The organism is Robertmurraya mesotrionivorans (assembly GCF_050971805.1).
Taxonomy (GTDB): Bacteria; Bacillota; Bacilli; order Bacillales; family Cytobacillaceae; genus Robertmurraya_A.
In genome coordinates this window covers 133,745-152,284 of record NZ_JBPCCH010000001.1, presented here as the reverse complement: position 1 = coordinate 152,284, position 18,540 = coordinate 133,745, and the positions used below count along the sequence as shown (strand labels likewise).

Sequence of the window (18,540 nt, the reverse complement as noted above, 5' to 3'; positions counted from 1 at the left end):
ATAATCTCTGTGGTCAGACCACTATAATGAAAAATAATGCCTTATTACACGAAGGCTCGTCTAGTTCTTTTTATCATGTTAGTATAATGCCACAACAAATTCTGCAGATATTTGTCGTTAATCATTCGACAGTTTTCGTAAGGTATAATAAGATTGGAGAACCTCCGCCTCATTCCCACCTAGTAAGGCTTGAACGATTGAGGAGTAGAACGGATCTTTTCTCTCCATCTTCGGAAGCTTTAGTGCATCATAATAATCATTTAATATCGACCAAATACGATAGAAAAGATGATTATCCGCTAATTCAACAATTTTTATAAAAAACTGATCATCTGTAAACTCGGAACATTCAATCCATTCCTTTAAATTTTCTAGTTGCTTTTCATTATTTCTTCGGAGAATGAGTCTTAAACAATCTAATTCAATTAAATATTTCGTTTCAATCACATCTTGTTTTGCTTTTGTATCTTGAAGTACAAACGTACCAAGAAGCTGTACAAGCTGGTTGCTACGAAAATCCCGTATAAATGTACCTTCTCCTCGCCGGGTCTCAATAAGTCCTAAAAGCTCTAGAGCTCTTAAAGCCTCACGAACAGAGGAGCGTCCTACATTAAGACGCTCACAAAGTTCTCGCTCTGATGGAATTTTATCACCTGGCTTTAGGCCATCCTGCTCAATCATGATGCGAAGCTGTTTAACAATTTCTAAATAAACCTTTGAGCCTCGTTCCACTGGTTCTATTCCCACTTGGTTATCACTCGCTCTTTCCAATTACAGAAAGCTCAATTGTTCTAGCCTTAATCTCCGAAGGATCAACCTTCAATCTGGCTACACCTGTTTCCATCGCTGCCTTTGCCACTGCTGCTGCTACCTCAGGAGCTACTCGTGGATCAAATGGTGCAGGAATCACATAATCGGCGCTTAGCTCATCACCAGAAACAAGACTAGCAATCGCTTCAACCGCTGCCACCTTCATTTTTTCATTTATATGAGTGGCTCTTACGTCTAAAGCACCTCTGAAGATTCCAGGGAAAGCTAGTACATTATTTACTTGATTCGGGAAGTCAGAACGTCCTGTTCCAATAACCTTCGCTCCAGCTTTTTTTGCTTCTTCAGGCATGATCTCCGGTGTTGGATTCGCCATAGCGAAAATAATTGGATCCTCATTCATTGTTTGAATCATTTCACCTGTTAAGGCACCTGCAACAGAAACTCCAATAAACACATCAGCACCTTTTAGTGCATCTGCAAGACTACCTGTTTCTTGGTTACGGTTCGTATATTTGGCTATTTCATTTTTTATATCGTTCATTCCAAACGGTCTGCCTTCATATATAGCACCTTTAGTGTCACACATAATAATATCCCGTACACCATAGGTATATAGAAGTTTCATAATAGCAATCCCTGCTGCACCAGCTCCGTTAGCTACGACCTTGATTTCATTCATTGATTTGCCAACTAGCTTTAACGCATTCACTAAACCAGCAACTGTAACGATTGCTGTACCATGCTGATCATCATGAAAAACAGGTATATTTGTTTCCTTTTTTAGCCTCTCCTCAATCACAAAACAATTAGGAGCAGCAATGTCTTCAAGGTTTATGCCCCCGAATGTTGGTTCTAATAACTTGACGGTCTCAATAATTTTTTCGACGTCGGTTGTACCTAAGCAGATTGGAAATGCATCAACTCCTGCAAAGCTTTTGAACAAAACAGCCTTTCCTTCCATTACCGGAAGTGCTGCTTCTGGACCGATGTTTCCTAGTCCAAGGACAGCTGTTCCATCAGAAACAACAGCAACCATATTCCCTTTCATCGTATAATCATAGACCGTTTCAGGCTTGTCATAAATTTCTTTACAAGGCTCGGCCACTCCTGGCGAATAGGCAAGGCTTAGATCATTTGCATTCCTAACTTGAACTTTTGATTTTGACTCGAGCTTACCCTTGTTTACTCTGTGCATATGTAATGCTTCTTCACGTAAAGTCAAAATGCATTCCACCCCTTAGTTAAAATAACTTTCTTTTCTCCATCCCCATTTAGTGGTCAGACCACGTATACTTACAACAATACAACAATATAACATAATACAAAAGGATGTAAAGGCTAATTATTTCAAAATGACATTATCTGAACCTAGCAGCGATTGGATTTCTCTTAAGAGAACCGTTGTGGGTTGTACATAATCCTCTTTACCAAGCCTTATACTTTTCCTAGTTTCTTCGTAGTAAAGAATAACAGGTGTTCCTCCACTATACCTGTTTAACAATTTCTTTAATATGTGCAAGAATTCACCTTGCTCTTGATGCTTCTGTATTTTTAGGTATAGTACGTTTTTATCTTCCGCCACTTCTTCGTTTTTAACTACTTCCTTGGCCGATGATATAATGAGCTGCTTTGCTCCATTTCGTTCTTCGATCTTCCCGTCAAAAATCACAATATTACCTTGTTGTAAGAGAATCGAATATCTTTTAAGAACATTAGGAAACACAACCGCGTCCATATCACCACTTTGATCCGATACAGTCAAGAAAGCCATGGTTTCTCCTTTTTTTGTACGGATTTTCTTCAATTCAGTAATATACACCAAAACCCTTACATTTCTTCCTTCGTTTGAAATGGAGGAAATAGCCATTGCTTGTTCCAACTTTGCTTCTCTTTCATAGATCGAAACGGGATGGTCCGAAAGATATAAGCCTAGTGCCTCTTTTTCCTGCATTAGTTTATCTTCAGCCCTTATCGGATCAACTTTTACATACTTTGGTTTCAGGAAAAATTCATCATCTGAAAATAAATCCCCCTGATGGGCGTCATCCGGATTTACTAACTGTGCATGATCTAAAGCAACGTCAAGGCTAGCTAACAGCACGGCACGGTCTTCTCCGAATTCATCGAAGCTACCGGAATGGATGAGCGATTCTAATGCCTTGCGGTTAACAGATTTAGCTGACACTCGAATACAAAAATCAAAAAGGTCCGTAAATTTCTTGCTCTTTCTAGCAGTGAACAAGCCTTTTAAAGCAGCAACACCTATCCCCTTTATGGCTGTAAGACTATATCGAATCGCATGATTTTCCACTAAGAAGGTATAGCCGCTTTTGTTAATGGTTGGCGGCAAAATCTGAATACCCATTTCTCGACATTCTTTTATATATTGAGCAATTTTTGATTCATTCCCTATACTTGAGGATAATAACGCAGCCATAAAATACACAGGATATTTCGCCTTAAGGTATGCAAGTTGATACGCAATCACACTATATGCAACCGCATGGCTCCTATTAAATCCATAGTTTGCAAATTTTACGATAAGATCATATACCTCATTGGCAATGCTTGTCTCATACCCTTTTGTAATTGCACCTTCAACGAAATGCTGTCTTTCTTTATCAAGAATTTCTTTTTTCTTTTTTCCAACCGCTCTCCTCAATAAGTCAGCCTCACCTAAGCTAAAGTCCGCCATCGTTGAGGCAATTTGCATGATTTGTTCTTGATACACGATGATCCCATACGTATTTTCAAGAATCGGCTTCAAATCTTCATGCAAATACGAGATATGTTCTTTCCCATGCTTTCTATCTATAAACATCGGAATATTTTCCATAGGTCCGGGACGGTATAAAGCATTTACCGCAACAATATCTTCAAAATTTGTTGGCTTTAACCGTTTTAATACGTTTCTCATCCCTTCAGACTCTAATTGAAACACACCCGTCGTTTCTCCACGGCTTAACATGGAAAACGTATCCTGATCATCCAAAGGGATCGTTTTTATATCGAGATTGATCCTTGCTCTCTTTTTAATCATATCAATAATAGATTCTATGAGAGTTAAATTCCTTAAGCCCAGAAAATCCATTTTTAATAATCCAACCTCTTCCAGATCGTCCATCGCATACTGAGTGAGATATACAGATTGACTGCCCTCACTTATGGGAACAGTGTTAACAAGCGGTTCTTCAGAAATGACTACCCCAGCTGCATGGGTGGAAGTGTGCCTGGGAAGACCCTCTAACTTTACAGCTGTCTCAAACAGTCTTTGGTTTGTAGAAGATTCATTGACAAATGCACGGAGCCTTTCCGACTGAGCGTAGGCGTCTTTTAATGATATCCCCAGCTGCGAAGGTACCGTTCTTGACAGACCTTCGAGCTCCTTTGTATTCAATCCAAAGGCTCTTCCAACATCACGAAGGGCCGCTTTCGCTGCCAACGTACCAAAAGTAACGATTTGAGCCACATGTGCTTCTCCGTACTTGTTAGCAACATACTCTATCACCTCATCTCGGCGATGATCCGGAAAATCGATATCGATATCAGGCATTGTGATACGTTCTGGATTTAAAAACCTTTCAAATAACAAATCGTATTTTAGCGGGTCTACATCCGTAATGTACAACACATATGACACCAATGATCCTGCTGCCGAACCTCTACCTGGACCAGTTAATATATGCTGGTCACGTGAAAACCTCATAAAATCCCAAACAATTAAAAAATAATCAGCAAATTTCATTTTCTTTATTACGCTTAATTCGTATCGTAATCGATTTGTGTGTGAATCGGTTACATGGCTGTACCTTTCAGTAAGTCCTTTCGTGCAAAGCTTTTCTAACAATCCTTCTGCCGTTTCCCCCTCTGGTGTTGGGTACTTAGGAAGCTTTTGCTTATGTAGCTCAACCATAACATTACATTCTTCAGCAATTCGCCAAGTATTTTCTAACGCTTCAGGGAAGTCTGTAAAAAGTTCAACCATCTCTGAGCTCGTTTTTAAATAATATTGGTCTGTCTCCAAACGTTCCCTGTCATCATCCTGCAACTTCTCCCCATTTTTTATGGCTAACAAACACTCATGGGCAAATGAATCAGATTGTTGTAAATATCTAACATCATTTGTGACGACCGTTTGTACCGAATGAGAGTTCCCTAGAGTGACGACTTGGTTTAAAAGACTTGTTTCAGCAGGAACGTTATGATTTTGCAAGGACAGATAAAAGCTATCTTCTCCAAATATATGTTTATATAACTCCACACATTTTGCTGCTTGTTCTTCGTTATTCTCTATTAAATATGATTCGATTTCTCCCGTACGGCCAGGAGAAATCGCAAATAATCCCGTCGCGTAATGTCTAAGCCATTTTAATGGAATACCTTCCTTTGACTTCGTTTGTACAACACTAGAAATTTTCATTAAGTTTTGGAATCCCACCTGATTTTTTGCTAAAAGTACAAGCGGGTACGCCCTATTGGAAGTTATTTCACTTTGAACATCCACTGTAAGTCCAATGATCGGTTTCATCTCATGCTTTAAGCATTGCTTATAAAAGGTGACTGCACCATGCATGACATTGTAATCAGTTAATGCGAGCATCGTAAATCCCTTTTCTTTTGCTCCCTTTACCAATTGTTCAACGGAAGCTGTGCTTGATAATAAACTAAACGCACTTTGCACTTGAAGGTGAACAAAAGACATATATATCACACCCTAACTGCTTCATTCTTCTTTTATTATATGGGCATAGACGAAAAAAAGAAAATATGTTCGTTTCATGATAGCTCATATTTTTTAAAGTTTGTCCATATGATGTATCAATACTTTATTGATGTGAGGATGATTGTTGTGAGCGAACAACCTTATATATCGATTTTAATAGATGCCTATTTTATAGCTCTAGGTGTTTTATTGGGCGGGGCGCTCATCGGTGGGCTATCTGCATTCTTGACCGGAAAACCAATGCTAACGGAAATTTACCGAATATCAACTTCAATACGGATTTGGGCAATTATTGCTGCGATAGGCGGAACATTTGATACGGTTTATAGCTTTGAAAAAGGTTTCTTAGATGGGGGTACGAAGGATATCTTTAAACAATTCCTGCTCATTCTTACTGCTATGGGCGGTGCACAAACGGGAGCAACGATCATTAACTGGTTAACTCAGGAGCATATTTAATATGAGAATCCCGCCTTTCTACCGACTTCGTGCTGTCCAGCAGTTTATTGCAGGAATGGCGTTAGGTGGAGTAATCAGTTGGTGTGTATTTCTTTATATTTACGGAGATTGGCAAGAAACCTACTCAAAAGAGCTGAAACAGCAAGAAGAACGTATAAAGGATTTAGAAAAAGAAAAGAATATTTGGCAAAATGACTACCGTGAACTAAATAAGAAAAACGAAGAACTTCTCATCGTCCAAGATATTAAAATTAAAATTATAGTAAATCAAAAATACGAATTAGATTCCTTTAGCATTTATGAGGTGGAAGAAGCCATTAAAGAGGATATCAATCCATTATTAAAGATGGATATTGATACAGCTTACAAAAGTAGTGATTGGGTTAGAAAGGTCATTGAAAATCGGACACACAAGATAAATGATAAAAGATACCAATTAAAAGTAAAGGAAATTGTGTTTTATACTACGTTATCCATACAACTTGAGATGCAATTAGCCAATAATTAAGGTAGTAAGAAAAGCGCAAGCGCCCTGGTCAGCGCACGACAGGCCTGGAGCGCTCCAACTGAGATAAAGGAAACACGAAGAGCCAGAGGCGCATTCGTGCTTGACTTATCGTAGGGCGGAGAGCGAAGGACACTAGGCGCTAGGGCGCTGGAGCTAGACAATAAACAAAAACGAGTTCCTACCTCTTCTTTTACTTACATACTTCTTCAATATCCTTCATGACATGTGGTACTTCATCCCATGAATAGATGGAGGCTCCAGCTGCGAGAGGATGGCCTCCACCTTTATATTTCTTTGCAATGCCATTAATAACCGGACCTTTTGAACGAAGGCGAACACGAATTTGATCATTTTCCTCAATAAAGAAAGCCCATGCTTTAATTCCTTGTACACTTCCTAGAGCACTCACAAGAAGAGAGGCATCTGCTGCTCTTACATCGTATTTAGCAAGCAGTTCCTTTGGAAGGATCATGGATGCAACACCATTTTCGTTCATTTCAAAATTTTGAAGGACATAGCCATTCAACTTAACAACATTCATTGGTAGTTCGTACATTCCGTCATAAACTTCTGTACGAGAGAAGTTATATTTTATCAACTCGCCAGCATATTGGAATGTTCGATCATTCGTACTTGGGTAAAGAAATCTCCCCGTATCTCCAACAATTCCTGCATACAATAATCTAGCTGCTTGATCTGACATTTGTAAGCCCTTTTCTTGACCATACAAATAAAGTTCATAAATCATTTCACTTGTTGAGCTAGAAGTCGTATCAACCCAGACAATATCTCCGTATGGATCCTCGTTTGGATGATGGTCTATTTTGATCAATTTGTCTCCAGAGAGGTATCTTTGGTCACAAATACGCTCTTGATTAGCCGTATCTGTCACAATAACTAGAGCCCCATTATATGTATCATCGCTTATTTCATCAAGCCTTCTCAAATATTGTAAAGACCGCTCCTCTTGGCCAACTGTGTAAATCGTTTTGTCCGGGAAAGAAGCCTTTAAAACTTCTGCCAGGCCCCCTTGTGACCCATACGCATCCGGATCTGGGCGCACATGTCGATGGATAATAATGGTATCGTACTGTTTAATCGTTTCAATTATTTGATCTTTCATTGCTGATCTCCTTTTTTTCCTAATACTCTCTTTTTAACACAAAAAGAGAAAAAGTAGAAATTATTTTATATACAAGGTAGAATAATGGAAGAATGTCGAAGCTTGGAGGGAATTATATGCCTATTTTTGTCATTATTATTGTAGTATCTATTATGTTTTATATTTTTTATAAAATCCAATTCTTTCGTTCCAACCGCCCGGCAGAAAAGAAATGGATTTCCGCAAAAAGCAATATTGCTCTAGGACTATTTATTGCATCCTTTGGAATGAATCGTATCATGATTTCTCAATCAACTGTAGTGTATATCATAGGAGCTATTTTTATCGCCCTTGGAGCATACAATATTTGGGGTGGAATAAAAGCTTATAAGTATTTCCTTCCTCTTGCAGCAAAGGAAGCTACTGAATTAAAAAAGCATATGTAAGAAGGGGAGTTGTTCATTTATAGAACAACTCCTTTTTCCTAGTGTCGATCAATCAGCTGACACATCATCATCGCTTTGCCAACTAATACATTTTCGTTATATACTTCCACATCGACCTTTCCGAATTTACGTCCAACCTCTAGCACTTTCGGATAAATTTCTAATACACTATCCATTTGAACTGGTTTTAGAAAATAAATCGTCATATTTTCAACGACTAGATCACCTTTTTTATATCCTCTTAGAACACCATTAGCTGCCTCTGTCACAATAGTAGTGAAAACACCATAGGAAATCGTCCCAATCGAGTTTGTCATTTGAGGGCTTACTTCACAGCGGAGAACGTCCTCGTTCTTTGTTTTTCCTTTCGTGACTACGAGCTGATTTGTAACGATATCATCAATCGTTTCTCCGACTTGAGGCTGTCGTTGAATCATTTGTAGAGCCTTTAGTACATCCTGTCTGCTAATGATTCCCTCTAAGCGATTATTGTCGTCAACAACTGGAAGGACCTCGATTCCTTCCCATACCATCGAGTGGGCACAGGAGGCAACACTCGTTTTTCCAGTTACAGTCATCGGATTTTTTGTCATGATTTTTTCAATGCTTGTAGTATCTGCAATTCCCATAACGTCCTTTGAAGTAACCATCCCTTGCACCTTCATTTGGTGGTCGACTACTGGAAAACGACTATGCTTTGTTTCACGATTTTTTTCATGCCAATCTTCAATCGTATCCGTTGTTTTTAAATAGACTGTCTCGTTAATCGAAGTCAAAATATCTTCAACAAGTACAATTTCTTTCTTTATTAACTGATCATAAATTGCACGGTTAATCATTGCAGCAACCGTAAAGGTATCATAGCTAGTTGAAATAATTGGCAATTGGAGATCATCGGCCAACCTTTTCACTTCATCCTCCGTATCAAATCCACCAGTGATGAGTACGGCAGCTCCAGCATTCAATGCATACTCATGAGCTTTTGTCCGGTTCCCTACAATGAGTAGATTGCCTGCACCTGTGTAACGCATCATTTGTTCAAGCTTCATTGCACCAATGACAAACTTATTTAACGTTTTATGTAAACCCGCTCGTCCACCGAGAACTTGTCCATCAACAATATTTACTACTTCAGCAAATGTGAGCTTTTCAATATTCTCTTTTTTCTTTCTTTCAATTCGAATCGTTCCGACACGTTCAATGGTACTCACATAACCTTTATTCTCTGCATCCTTTATGGCACGATACGCTGTTCCTTCACTCACATTAAGCGCCTTGGCAATTTGCCTTACTGAAATTTTTTCACCTATCGGTAGTTCATCAATATATTGAAGAATTTGTTCATGTTTTGTAGCCAAGACCTTCACCCTTTATAAATTCTGTATTTTCTATTAGTTTGGTATTTATCCTTTTATTATAAAGCGTGAAGGGGCTTGATTACAATTTGATTTCTCTTTGCAGATAGGTAATTAGTAGGCTCGCACTTTTTTTCTCACCTGTTTTTTTGATAATTGGGCATGAGTAGTGGCTTTCTTCTTAGGCGCATACATGATGGCCGACAAATTTCCAGCGATTACGAAGATGGCTAATAGTAACCATGCCACGGAGAACACACCTGACCAGCCTGCGTTGTACGCTGATAATTCTGGTACTCCGTAATAGAGCATTACACCACAGGATAGCAAACAAAATAAATATCGATTTTTTTTCATATTTAGATCTCCTTTCTTGTCCAATTAGTAAAAATGTATGCAAAAAAATAAAAAGTAGTCGATGAATTCGCCTATGACGATTCACCGACTACTTTTTCTATAATTCTATTGACTGTCCTACTTCAAGCACAACTCCAACTCCTGTTGGAAGCATGTTAACAAATGCTTGTGGATCTTGCTTAAGCAATGGGAAGGTATCAAAGTGAATGGGTACAACCTTCTTCGCCTGGAGAAGGTCTGCCGCATAAGCAGCATCGTCTGGTCCCATCGTGAAATTGTCCCCGATCGGTAGGAAAGCTACATCAATTGCATTTCGGTCTCCAATTAGTTTCATATCTGAAAATAGTCCTGTATCCCCAGCATGGTAAATCGTCTTTCCGTCAATCGTTAAAAGGACACCGGCAGGCATACCCAGATAAACGATTTCATTTTTCTCGTTTATGTATCCTGACCCGTGAAATGCTTGGGTTAGCTTTACTCTACCAAACTCGAAATTAAATCCTCCTCCGATATGCAATCCGTGTGTTCTTACCCCTTTAAAACTTAAATAATCTGCCAGTTCTGCTGTTCCGATCACTAGCGCATTATTCTTCTTCGCCAGTTCAACCGTATCCCCAAGATGATCATTATGTCCATGAGTTACAATTATCACATCTGCTTTTACTTCCTCTACTTTTAAATCGGTTGCTGGATTTCCATTAATAAAAGGGTCAAAAAGAATTCTCGTTCCGTTTGCCTCAACTAAAATAACTGAATGTCCATGAAAGCTAATTTTCATTTATTTCTCCACACTCCTTTTGACTTTTCAATTTCCTTATACCCATATTTTACTACCAATATAAGTTTACTTTCAAAAGTATTGTTGTTACTCTAAATTTATAGTAAAGGGGGAATAATTGTGACTGGTAAACTGAACACAATAGCAGAGTGGCTTAAACAAGAACAAATTGACTTTTGCTTTTTAACGAACCCTGACAGCGTGTTTTATGTAAGTGGATTTTTAAGCGATCCCCATGAAAGACTACTAGGTGTAGGTATTTTCCAAAGTGGAGACCCATTTCTTGTTTGTCCTTCCATGGAGAAGGAAGATGCAAAGAAGGCAGGCTGGGGCTATGATATTATCGGATATACGGATATCGAAAATCCATGGACAATGATACATAAGCTTTGTAACGATCGAACGAATTCTGTAGAAAAAATAGCAATTGAAAAAGAACATATGAATGTGGAGCGCTACGAGCTTATTCGTTCACTATTTCCACAAGCTACCTTTCTTTCTGCAGAGGAAAAGCTCCGCAAATTACGGATGGTAAAAAGCGAGAGCGAAATTTCTGCGATTCGCGAGGCATGTTCCCTGGCTGATTACGCAATTGAAGTAGGCTGTTCCGAAATTGCGGAAGGGAAAACAGAACTGGAAGTATTAGCGGCCATTGAATATGAATTAAAGAAAAAAGGTGTTTCAGAGATGTCTTTTTCTACCATGGTTTTGACGGGGAAAAATGGAGCTTCTCCACATGGAAACCCTGGATTGACTAAAATGAAAAAAGGCGATCTCGTTCTTTTTGATTTAGGAGTCATTGTTGACGGATATTGCTCAGATATTACTCGTACCGTTGCTTTAGGTGATATTAGTGACAAGCAAAAGGACATCTATGATACCGTATTAAAAGCTCAAGCCTCAGCTATCGAAGCTAGTAAGCCTGGTGTCACTTGTCAATCGATCGACCTTACAGCAAGAAATATTATCTCAAATGCCGGTTACGGTGAATATTTTCCTCACCGACTCGGTCACGGGCTAGGAATAAGTGTTCATGAATATCCATCTCTCACAGAAACGAATTCGCTTCAGCTTGAGGAAGGCATGGTCTTTACGATCGAACCAGGAATCTACGTTCCTGGAGTAGCGGGTGTCAGAATTGAAGATGACGTGCTTGTTACCTCCAATGGGGTTGAGATTTTAACAAAGTTTCCAAAGGAATTACAAATAATAAGATAAAGAAAAACTCCTTGAACATTTTTCAAGGAGTTTTTCTTGTATTCTATTTTTCTAATAGTTCACGAGAAGCTGCATATTCTAATCCATGAGCTTCCGCCACAGCTTCGTATGTGACATACCCTTCAAGGGTATTGATTCCTTTTAATAATGCTTCATTTTCAAGACAAGCTTTTTTGTAGCCCTTGTTTGCAATTTGAAGTGCATAAGGTACCGTTACATTTGTTAAAGCCATCGTTGAAGTACGTGGTACTGCCCCAGGCATGTTTGCTACTGCATAATGCACAACGCCATGCTTTTCATATGTTGGCTTATCATGTGTGGTAATACGGTCAGTCGTTTCAAAAATACCACCTTGGTCAATGGCAATATCGACTACAACCGAGCCTGGTGACATCGACTGAATCATTTCTTCTGTAACAAGCTTAGGTGCTTTCGCTCCTGGTATTAACACAGCACCAATGACTAAGTCAGAGCTTTTTACTTCTTCAGCGATATTGTAGTGGTTAGACATAAGAGTCGTCACATCACTGCCGAAAATGTCATCAAGCTGACGAAGTCTATCAGGACTAAGATCGATAATCGTGACACTTGCACCTAGCCCAATCGCCATTTTTGCTGCATTTGTTCCTGCAACTCCACCACCAATGATGGTTACCTTTCCTCTATTCACACCTGGCACACCAGCAAGAAGAATTCCTTTCCCGCCATGTACCTTCTCTAGGAATTGAGCACCAATCTGTGTAGCCATTCGTCCAGCTACTTCACTCATTGGAGTTAATAGCGGAAGGCTTCCATTGGAAAGTTGGACCGTTTCATAGGCAATTCCAACTACTTTGTTTTCGATTAATGCCTTTGTTAATTCTGGCTCTGGAGCTAAATGTAAATATGTAAATAATATCAATCCTTCTCGGAAATACTGATATTCCTCTGGAAGTGGTTCTTTAACTTTCATTACCATATCCATCGACCATGATTCTAAAGCGCTTTCAACAATGATTGCACCTGCATCCACATAATCAGCGTCACTAAAACCTGATCCAAGACCAGCCCCTGTTTCAATATGTACTACATGCCCAAACTTCACTAAATTAATAACACCAGCAGGAGTCATTGCGACTCGATTTTCGTTATTCTTTATTTCTTTAGGAACTCCAATACGCATGCCTTACCCTCCAAAATATGTAATCAGTGATCATGAAGCCGATAATAAATATACCACTTTTTTATTATAGGAATAAAGAGATTTCTGTCATCCTTTGACATAATTTCCTGTTATAATGGTCATAATTTCATTTTTAAAGGATAGGTATTCAATGGAACGATTCGAAACATTTCGTAATGCAATCATTCGGTTTTGGAGAAACACACATATTACCCAATTTTTATTATTACTTCTTCTAGTTTTTGTATTATTTGCGATTATTTATTTTGCTTTCGTCGCAAGCCAAGCAAATGTACAAACCTTAAAGGAAGGGTTAAAACAATCAACAGTTATTTACGACAAAGACGGAGACGTGGCTACAGAGATTAGCACAAATCGAAACAAAGGCGTGGAGATTTCAGATCTCCCTGATTATGTTGGCAACGCAGTTGTTGCTATAGAGGATCACCGCTTCTATGAGCATAATGGATTTGACTTGAAAGGTATTACTAGAGCATTCTTTAAAAATTTACTGGCTGGTCGTATTACCGGAGGCGGTAGTACATTAACTCAGCAATTAACAAAAAATGCCCTACTCTCCCCTGAGAGAACGTATAAAAGAAAAATTGAGGAATTATTTCTTGCCCTTGAAATCGAAAAAAAATACGAAAAAGAAGAAATCCTTCAGATGTATATTAATCAAGTATATTTTGGACATGGGGCATGGGGGATTGATCAAGCTGCCGCCAAATATTTTAATAAAAGTGCTAGTGAATTAACTATTAGCGAATCCGCATTGCTTGCTGGACTTCTTCAGGCACCTTCTGCACGTAATCCATTTCAAAATTACGATGCTGCGATTGAACGTAGGGATGTTGTACTCGCAAAAATGAAGGAAAATACATTTATCACTGAGCAGGAGTATAACGAAGCCCTAGAAGAAAAGATTGTTCTTGAAGAAGGTGGCGGCAGCTTCCTAAATCGAATATATCCTTCCTATACGGATGCAGTTCTTGACGAAGCGATATCAAAATATGGTTTAACACAGGAAGAAATTTTAACTAGAGGGTACAAAATTTATACGGAAATGGATCAAAACCTGCAATCCTCTCTTGAAACCATCTATTCAAATAACAACAATTTCCCAAGAGGCAAGAATGATGCGATTGTTCAAAGTGGTTCTGTACTTCTAGATCCGTCGACTGGTGGGGTAAGAGCCCTAGTTGGAGGACGTGGAGAATCTGTTTTCCGTGGATTTAATCGAGCGACCCATTTAAAGGCTCAGCCAGGATCAACATTAAAGCCATTAGCTGTTTATACCCCTGCACTAGAAGAAGGATATGCCTTATCCTCCGTGTTAGAAGATAAGCAACAAGCATTTGGTGACTACCAACCTGAAAACTATAATAAAACATATGCAGGTGAAGTCCCTATGTATGTTGCGATGCAGGAATCTCTGAATCTCCCAGCCGTTTGGCTTTTAGATCAAATTGGTTTGAACAAAGGAATAGAATCGTTAAATAAATTTGGCATTCCACTCCAGGAAGAGGATGAACATTTGGCGATTGCACTCGGAGGAATGAACGAAGGTACCTCTCCACTCCGATTAGCGGCCGCTTATTCTGCCTTTGCTAATAAAGGAAAACGCGCTGATGATCATCTCATAACAAAAATAGAAGGTCCAACAGGGAATATTATCGCTGAACATAAAAATAAGGTCGTACAAGTGACAACCAAAAAAGTTGCGAATGAAATGACCTCCATGCTATTAAATGTTGTGGAATCAGGAACGGGTACTGCTGCACAAATTAACGGATCACCTATTGGTGGGAAAACAGGGTCTACCCAGCTAAGCTTTTCAGGCGTTGATGGTACAAAGGATCAATGGTTTGTCGGGTATACTCCTGACCTGGTGGGTGCCATTTGGATTGGTTATGATCAAACCGACCAAGACCATTATTTATCCGGTTCAAGTTCAGAAACAGTCGTTCCAATCTTTAAGAAGATTATGGAGGCGGCCATTCCATATACGGATCAAACCTCCTTTACGGTGAAATCTGTAAATGCTAGAATGCAAGGCGAACAAGACGCAGAAGAAACCCAAGAAGCAATTAAGGAAAAAGCTGAAAAGATTGAGCAAGTCATTAAAGAAGAGAGCTCAAAATGGAGCCAAGTGATAGATAAAATGAAAGAAGACTTAAAAACTGTCGGAGGATTACTAAAAGACAGACTTCAAGAACTTAAACAGTAAATTGTGTTAAAAAAGGAAGCGCTGAGCTTCCTTTTTTCATTGCTTATTCAGAGTCATTCCCAAACATGCTGTCATACTTTTCATTGTCAAACTGACCGTTTGGCTGATCAATGACACCACTATTATAGGCATCCATGATTTGTGCACTAACATTGCTCTCGCCTTGCTGGTCGTAAATATAATGCGATTGCCCTTTAATCTCTTCCTTTTTCATTGATTATGAGCTCCTTTAAAGTGTATTTTCCCGCCTATATTATTTTTCGAAAATTTGCTACAGATATACATGAATTGGGTATTGTATAATAAAAGTAAAGGAGGAGATGAACATGAGTCTTACGTATAAGAAGATATTAGTTGCTGTGGACGGTTCTAAAGAAGCAGAATGGGCTTTTAAGAAATCAATCGAAGTGGCCAAACGGAACAATGCAACTATTTTATTAGCTCACATCATCGACACTCGAACTTTTGCAACCGTTGAAGCATATGACCGTACGATTGCGGAAAGAGCAGACAAGTTTGCTACGGAGCTAATGGAAAGCTACAAAGAGCAGGCATTGAATGCAGGAGTTCAACATGTAACCTACGAGATCGATTATGGTTCTCCAAAGGTGAAAATCCCTAAAGACTTAGCGAAAAAGCATGAAGTAGATTTAATTATTTGTGGAGCAACAGGATTGAATGCGGTAGAACGATTTTTAATCGGAAGCGTTTCCGAACATATTACCCGTTATGCACGCTGTGATGTTTTGGTTGTACGTACAGAAAAAGAATAAATAACGCAGAAAAGCACGCTATTAGTCATTAGCGTGCTTTTCTTGCTTTATCTTTGATTTTGCTTTAACGATGGCCTCTTCGACCTGAGCAAACCCTGTTCCACCTGCTGAGTTTCTACGTTTCACTGCAGTGACTGGGTTTAACACCTCATATATATCATTCTCGAATAATGGATTTGCTTCCTTATATTGCTCGAGTGGTAAATCAGCCAAATAACATTGACTTTGAACGCATGTAAGAACTAGCTTACCTACGATTTCATGAGCTTCACGGAACGGAATACCTTTCCCTGATAAATAATCAGCAAGCTCTGTCGCATTAGAGAAGTCCTGCTTTGTAGCAACTTCCATTTCGTTCTCATTCACTTTCATGGTTTCAACCATTCCAGCAAAAATCTTTAACGAGCCAGTAATTGTCTTTACCGTATCGAACATGCCTTCTTTATCTTCCTGCATATCCTTGTTGTAAGCAAGCGGCAGACCCTTTAAAACCGTTAACAAACCAAAGAGATTGCCATATACTCTTCCTGTCTTTCCACGGATTAACTCAGCCATATCAGGATTTTTCTTTTGCGGCATAATGCTCGATCCAGTCGTAAAGCTATCATCAAGCTCAATAAAGCGAAACTCTTGACTTGACCATAAAATAAACTCCTCAGCAAGTCTTGATAAATGCATCATCAAGATTGAGCTTCCAGACATAAATTCCAATATAAAATCTCGATCACTAACAGCATCTAAACTATTCTCATAAATACTTGAAAACTCTAAAAGGCTAGCTGTAAGTTCACGGTCAATAGGAAATGTAGTTCCGGCTAATGCCCCTGCACCTAGTGGAGATTTATTAATTCTCTTAAGACTTTCCTGGAATCTTTCTTTGTCACGCTCAAGCATCCAAAAATAAGCAAGCAAATGGTGAGCAAATGAGATAGGCTGCGCTCTTTGTAAGTGTGTGTAGCCTGGCATGACGGTTTCCACATGCTTTTCAGCCTGTACTAACAGACTTTGCTGCAGCCCTTCAATTAGTTCAACAACATGCAAAGTTTCCTTTCGTAAGTACAAATGCATATCTGTTGCCACTTGGTCATTTCTGCTTCTTCCCGTGTGGAGCTTTCCACCAACAGGACCAATTAATTGAATAAGCTGACTCTCAAGATTCAAGTGAATATCCTCTAATTCTACGGAGAATTCAAGCTCATCATTGATTGCCTTTTCTTGTAAAACCTTCAGCCCATCTGTAATTTGAGCTGCTTCCTCGTGCGATATAATACCGCACGAAGAGAGCATACTTACATGTGCTAAACTACCTTGAATATCTTCTAGGACTAGCTCTTTATCAAAGGAAATGGAGGCTCCAAATTCGTCTACCCATTCCTCTGCTGTTTTAGTAAAGCGTCCTCCCCAAAGCTTTTTCACACAGTCACCTTCTTTTGTTGTACTTGAGATTGCACCTTAGTTGGCAGTCCCCAAAGTTGAATAAAACCAACCGCAGATTGATGGTCAAACTGATCTTCTGCTGTATACGTTGCTAATTTTTCATCATACAAGGAGTACGCTGACTTTCTTCCTTCAACAATCGCATGGCCTTTAAATAGCTTCACACGAACGGTACCTGTTACATACTTTTGTGTTTCCTTAAGGAATGCTTTTAAAGCAGTAGTTAGTGGAGAGAACCAAAGTCCATCATAAATCACTTCAGCAATCTTCTTACTAATAATTGGCTTAAAATGAGCTACTTCCTTCACAAGTGTTAAGTCTTCAAGCTCTTTGTGTGCTTTTAATAATGTCATTGCTCCTGGGCACTCATACACTTCACGTGATTTAATACCCACGAGTCTGTTTTCCACATGGTCAATACGACCAACACCATGCTTACCAGCCAATCCATTTAATTCTAAAATAAGCTCTGAAAGTGGGTAGCTTTTTCCGTTTAGGCTAACTGGAACTCCGCTAACAAACTCAATTTCAACGACATCCGCTTGATCTGGTGTTTGCTCAAGAGGCAATGTAATATCGTATGCACCTTCAGGAGGTGCTGCCCAAGGATCTTCTAATACTCCACATTCAGCTGCTCTACCCCAAAGGTTTTGGTCAATTGAATATGGGCTATCTAAGTTAATCGGAATTGGAATTCCGTTGTTCTTTGCATACTCAATTTCTTCTTCACGAGACCAGCTCCACTCACGTACTGGAGCAAGAACCTTTAAGTCAGGGTTTAACGCAGAAATGGATACTTCAAAACGAACTTGATCGTTTCCTTTTCCTGTACAACCATGCGCTACCGCAACTGCTCCTTCTTGCTCAGCAACTTCTACTAATTTTTTCGCAATTAGAGGACGAGATAGCGCTGATACAAGAGGATACTTATCTTCGTACATCGCTTGTGCTTGCAGTGCAATTAATGCATATTCATGCGCGAATTCTTCTTTTGCATCAATCACGTACGATGATACCGCACCCACTTGCAATGCTTTCTCTTTAATAAAATCTAAATCTTTACCTTCTCCTACATCCAAACAACACGCAACTACTGCGTACCCTTGATCTTGAAGCCACTTTACTGCTACTGATGTATCTAATCCTCCTGAATAAGCAAGAACAACTTTTTGAACTGACATGGTAATCCTCCTAATATCGAATAAATATTCAAATGATTTA

The 18,540-nt window shown here is 39.1% G+C and carries 17 protein-coding genes; 6 read left to right on the top strand and 11 right to left on the bottom strand.

The window, feature by feature from the left end; genetic code table 11:
• Window positions 1-117 precede the first annotated feature (117 nt).
• From ACRX5O_RS00755 to dnaE, 3 genes are all read right to left on the bottom strand, one after another.
• Window positions 118-741, bottom strand: coding sequence for a FadR/GntR family transcriptional regulator (locus tag ACRX5O_RS00755; protein ID WP_433904739.1), 624 nt, complete (start codon window positions 739-741; stop codon window positions 118-120).
• A 13-nt stretch (window positions 742-754) separates the two neighbouring features.
• Window positions 755-1,993: an NADP-dependent malic enzyme gene (gene ystJ / locus ACRX5O_RS00750; RefSeq protein WP_433904203.1), complete on the bottom strand. Its 1,239-nt coding sequence runs from the start codon at window positions 1,991-1,993 to the stop codon at window positions 755-757.
• 120 nt (window positions 1,994-2,113) lie between these two features.
• Window positions 2,114-5,473, bottom strand: a complete 3,360-nt coding sequence (gene dnaE / locus ACRX5O_RS00745) for a DNA polymerase III subunit alpha (RefSeq protein ID WP_433904202.1) — start codon at window positions 5,471-5,473, stop codon at window positions 2,114-2,116.
• A 138-nt stretch (window positions 5,474-5,611) separates the two neighbouring features.
• On the opposite strand from dnaE, the gene ytrH reads away from it, so the two are divergent.
• On the top strand, window positions 5,612-5,953 hold the full coding sequence (gene ytrH, locus ACRX5O_RS00740) for a sporulation membrane protein YtrH (protein WP_160546715.1): 342 nt from the start codon (window positions 5,612-5,614) through the stop codon (window positions 5,951-5,953).
• A gap of 1 nt (window position 5,954) precedes the next feature.
• A complete protein-coding gene (ytrI, locus tag ACRX5O_RS00735; RefSeq protein ID WP_433904201.1) occupies window positions 5,955-6,461 on the top strand; it encodes a sporulation membrane protein YtrI in 507 nt (168 codons plus the stop codon).
• A gap of 190 nt (window positions 6,462-6,651) precedes the next feature.
• Here ytrI and ACRX5O_RS00730 read toward each other — a convergent pair whose 3' ends face one another.
• Window positions 6,652-7,584 (bottom strand): DHH family phosphoesterase, encoded by a 933-nt coding sequence (locus ACRX5O_RS00730; RefSeq protein ID WP_119709375.1) that lies wholly within the window; start codon window positions 7,582-7,584, stop codon window positions 6,652-6,654.
• A gap of 116 nt (window positions 7,585-7,700) precedes the next feature.
• Here ACRX5O_RS00730 and ACRX5O_RS00725 point away from each other — a divergent pair, with 116 nt between their 5' ends.
• A complete protein-coding gene (locus ACRX5O_RS00725) occupies window positions 7,701-8,009 on the top strand; it encodes a YtpI family protein (protein ID WP_433904200.1) in 309 nt (102 codons plus the stop codon).
• Window positions 8,010-8,047: 38 nt separating this feature from the next.
• Here ACRX5O_RS00725 and ACRX5O_RS00720 read toward each other — a convergent pair whose 3' ends face one another.
• The 3 genes from ACRX5O_RS00720 to ACRX5O_RS00710 all read right to left on the bottom strand — a co-directional run bounded on the left by ACRX5O_RS00720 (window position 8,048) and on the right by ACRX5O_RS00710 (window position 10,499).
• Complete coding sequence (locus tag ACRX5O_RS00720) at window positions 8,048-9,367, bottom strand: DRTGG domain-containing protein (protein ID WP_433904199.1); 1,320 nt, start codon at window positions 9,365-9,367, stop codon at window positions 8,048-8,050.
• 111 nt (window positions 9,368-9,478) lie between these two features.
• On the bottom strand, window positions 9,479-9,721 hold the full coding sequence (locus ACRX5O_RS00715; protein ID WP_433904198.1) for a hypothetical protein: 243 nt from the start codon (window positions 9,719-9,721) through the stop codon (window positions 9,479-9,481).
• Between the two features lie 97 nt (window positions 9,722-9,818).
• Window positions 9,819-10,499 (bottom strand): metal-dependent hydrolase, encoded by a 681-nt coding sequence (locus ACRX5O_RS00710; RefSeq protein ID WP_433904197.1) that lies wholly within the window; start codon window positions 10,497-10,499, stop codon window positions 9,819-9,821.
• 120 nt (window positions 10,500-10,619) lie between these two features.
• On the opposite strand from ACRX5O_RS00710, the gene ACRX5O_RS00705 reads away from it, so the two are divergent.
• Window positions 10,620-11,717 carry a M24 family metallopeptidase gene (locus ACRX5O_RS00705; RefSeq protein WP_433904196.1) on the top strand — a complete coding sequence of 366 codons (1,098 nt, stop codon included), beginning with the start codon at window positions 10,620-10,622 and terminating at the stop codon, window positions 11,715-11,717.
• A 43-nt stretch (window positions 11,718-11,760) separates the two neighbouring features.
• Here ACRX5O_RS00705 and ald read toward each other — a convergent pair whose 3' ends face one another.
• Entirely contained in the window at window positions 11,761-12,879 is a 1,119-nt protein-coding gene (gene ald / locus ACRX5O_RS00700; protein WP_433904195.1) for an alanine dehydrogenase, read from the bottom strand.
• A gap of 151 nt (window positions 12,880-13,030) precedes the next feature.
• Here ald and ACRX5O_RS00695 point away from each other — a divergent pair, with 151 nt between their 5' ends.
• Window positions 13,031-15,109, top strand: a complete 2,079-nt coding sequence (locus ACRX5O_RS00695) for a transglycosylase domain-containing protein (protein ID WP_433904194.1) — start codon at window positions 13,031-13,033, stop codon at window positions 15,107-15,109.
• A gap of 43 nt (window positions 15,110-15,152) precedes the next feature.
• On the opposite strand, the gene ACRX5O_RS00690 is transcribed toward ACRX5O_RS00695, so the two are convergent.
• The gene (locus tag ACRX5O_RS00690) at window positions 15,153-15,323 is read right to left on the bottom strand and encodes a hypothetical protein (RefSeq protein WP_433904193.1); all 171 of its coding nucleotides are present in this window, start codon (window positions 15,321-15,323) and stop codon (window positions 15,153-15,155) included.
• 112 nt (window positions 15,324-15,435) lie between these two features.
• Here ACRX5O_RS00690 and ACRX5O_RS00685 point away from each other — a divergent pair, with 112 nt between their 5' ends.
• Window positions 15,436-15,882 carry a universal stress protein gene (locus tag ACRX5O_RS00685; protein WP_119709383.1) on the top strand — a complete coding sequence of 149 codons (447 nt, stop codon included), beginning with the start codon at window positions 15,436-15,438 and terminating at the stop codon, window positions 15,880-15,882.
• 21 nt (window positions 15,883-15,903) lie between these two features.
• Here ACRX5O_RS00685 and argH read toward each other — a convergent pair whose 3' ends face one another.
• Entirely contained in the window at window positions 15,904-17,298 is a 1,395-nt protein-coding gene (gene argH / locus ACRX5O_RS00680; RefSeq protein WP_433904192.1) for an argininosuccinate lyase, read from the bottom strand.
• Window positions 17,295-18,500 carry an argininosuccinate synthase gene (locus ACRX5O_RS00675; protein WP_433904191.1) on the bottom strand — a complete coding sequence of 402 codons (1,206 nt, stop codon included), beginning with the start codon at window positions 18,498-18,500 and terminating at the stop codon, window positions 17,295-17,297. The genes argH and ACRX5O_RS00675 overlap by 4 nt, the downstream gene beginning before the upstream one ends.
• Window positions 18,501-18,540 lie beyond the last annotated feature (40 nt).

Excerpts from the sequence above, each read along its gene's own strand:
- dnaE (WP_433904202.1), bottom strand. The coding sequence starts at position 5,473 with ATGTCTTTTGTTCACCTTCAAGTGCAAAGTGCGTTTAGTTTATTATCA.
- ytrH (WP_160546715.1), top strand. The coding sequence starts at position 5,612 with ATGATTGTTGTGAGCGAACAACCTTATATATCGATTTTAATAGATGCC.
- ytrI (WP_433904201.1), top strand. The coding sequence starts at position 5,955 with ATGAGAATCCCGCCTTTCTACCGACTTCGTGCTGTCCAGCAGTTTATT.
- ACRX5O_RS00730 (WP_119709375.1), bottom strand. The coding sequence starts at position 7,584 with ATGAAAGATCAAATAATTGAAACGATTAAACAGTACGATACCATTATT.
- ACRX5O_RS00725 (WP_433904200.1), top strand. The coding sequence starts at position 7,701 with ATGCCTATTTTTGTCATTATTATTGTAGTATCTATTATGTTTTATATT.
- ACRX5O_RS00715 (WP_433904198.1), bottom strand. The coding sequence starts at position 9,721 with ATGAAAAAAAATCGATATTTATTTTGTTTGCTATCCTGTGGTGTAATG.
- ACRX5O_RS00710 (WP_433904197.1), bottom strand. The coding sequence starts at position 10,499 with ATGAAAATTAGCTTTCATGGACATTCAGTTATTTTAGTTGAGGCAAAC.
- ald (WP_433904195.1), bottom strand. The coding sequence starts at position 12,879 with ATGCGTATTGGAGTTCCTAAAGAAATAAAGAATAACGAAAATCGAGTC.
- ACRX5O_RS00695 (WP_433904194.1), top strand. The coding sequence starts at position 13,031 with ATGGAACGATTCGAAACATTTCGTAATGCAATCATTCGGTTTTGGAGA.
- ACRX5O_RS00690 (WP_433904193.1), bottom strand. The coding sequence starts at position 15,323 with ATGAAAAAGGAAGAGATTAAAGGGCAATCGCATTATATTTACGACCAG.
- ACRX5O_RS00685 (WP_119709383.1), top strand. The coding sequence starts at position 15,436 with ATGAGTCTTACGTATAAGAAGATATTAGTTGCTGTGGACGGTTCTAAA.
- ACRX5O_RS00675 (WP_433904191.1), bottom strand. The coding sequence starts at position 18,500 with ATGTCAGTTCAAAAAGTTGTTCTTGCTTATTCAGGAGGATTAGATACA.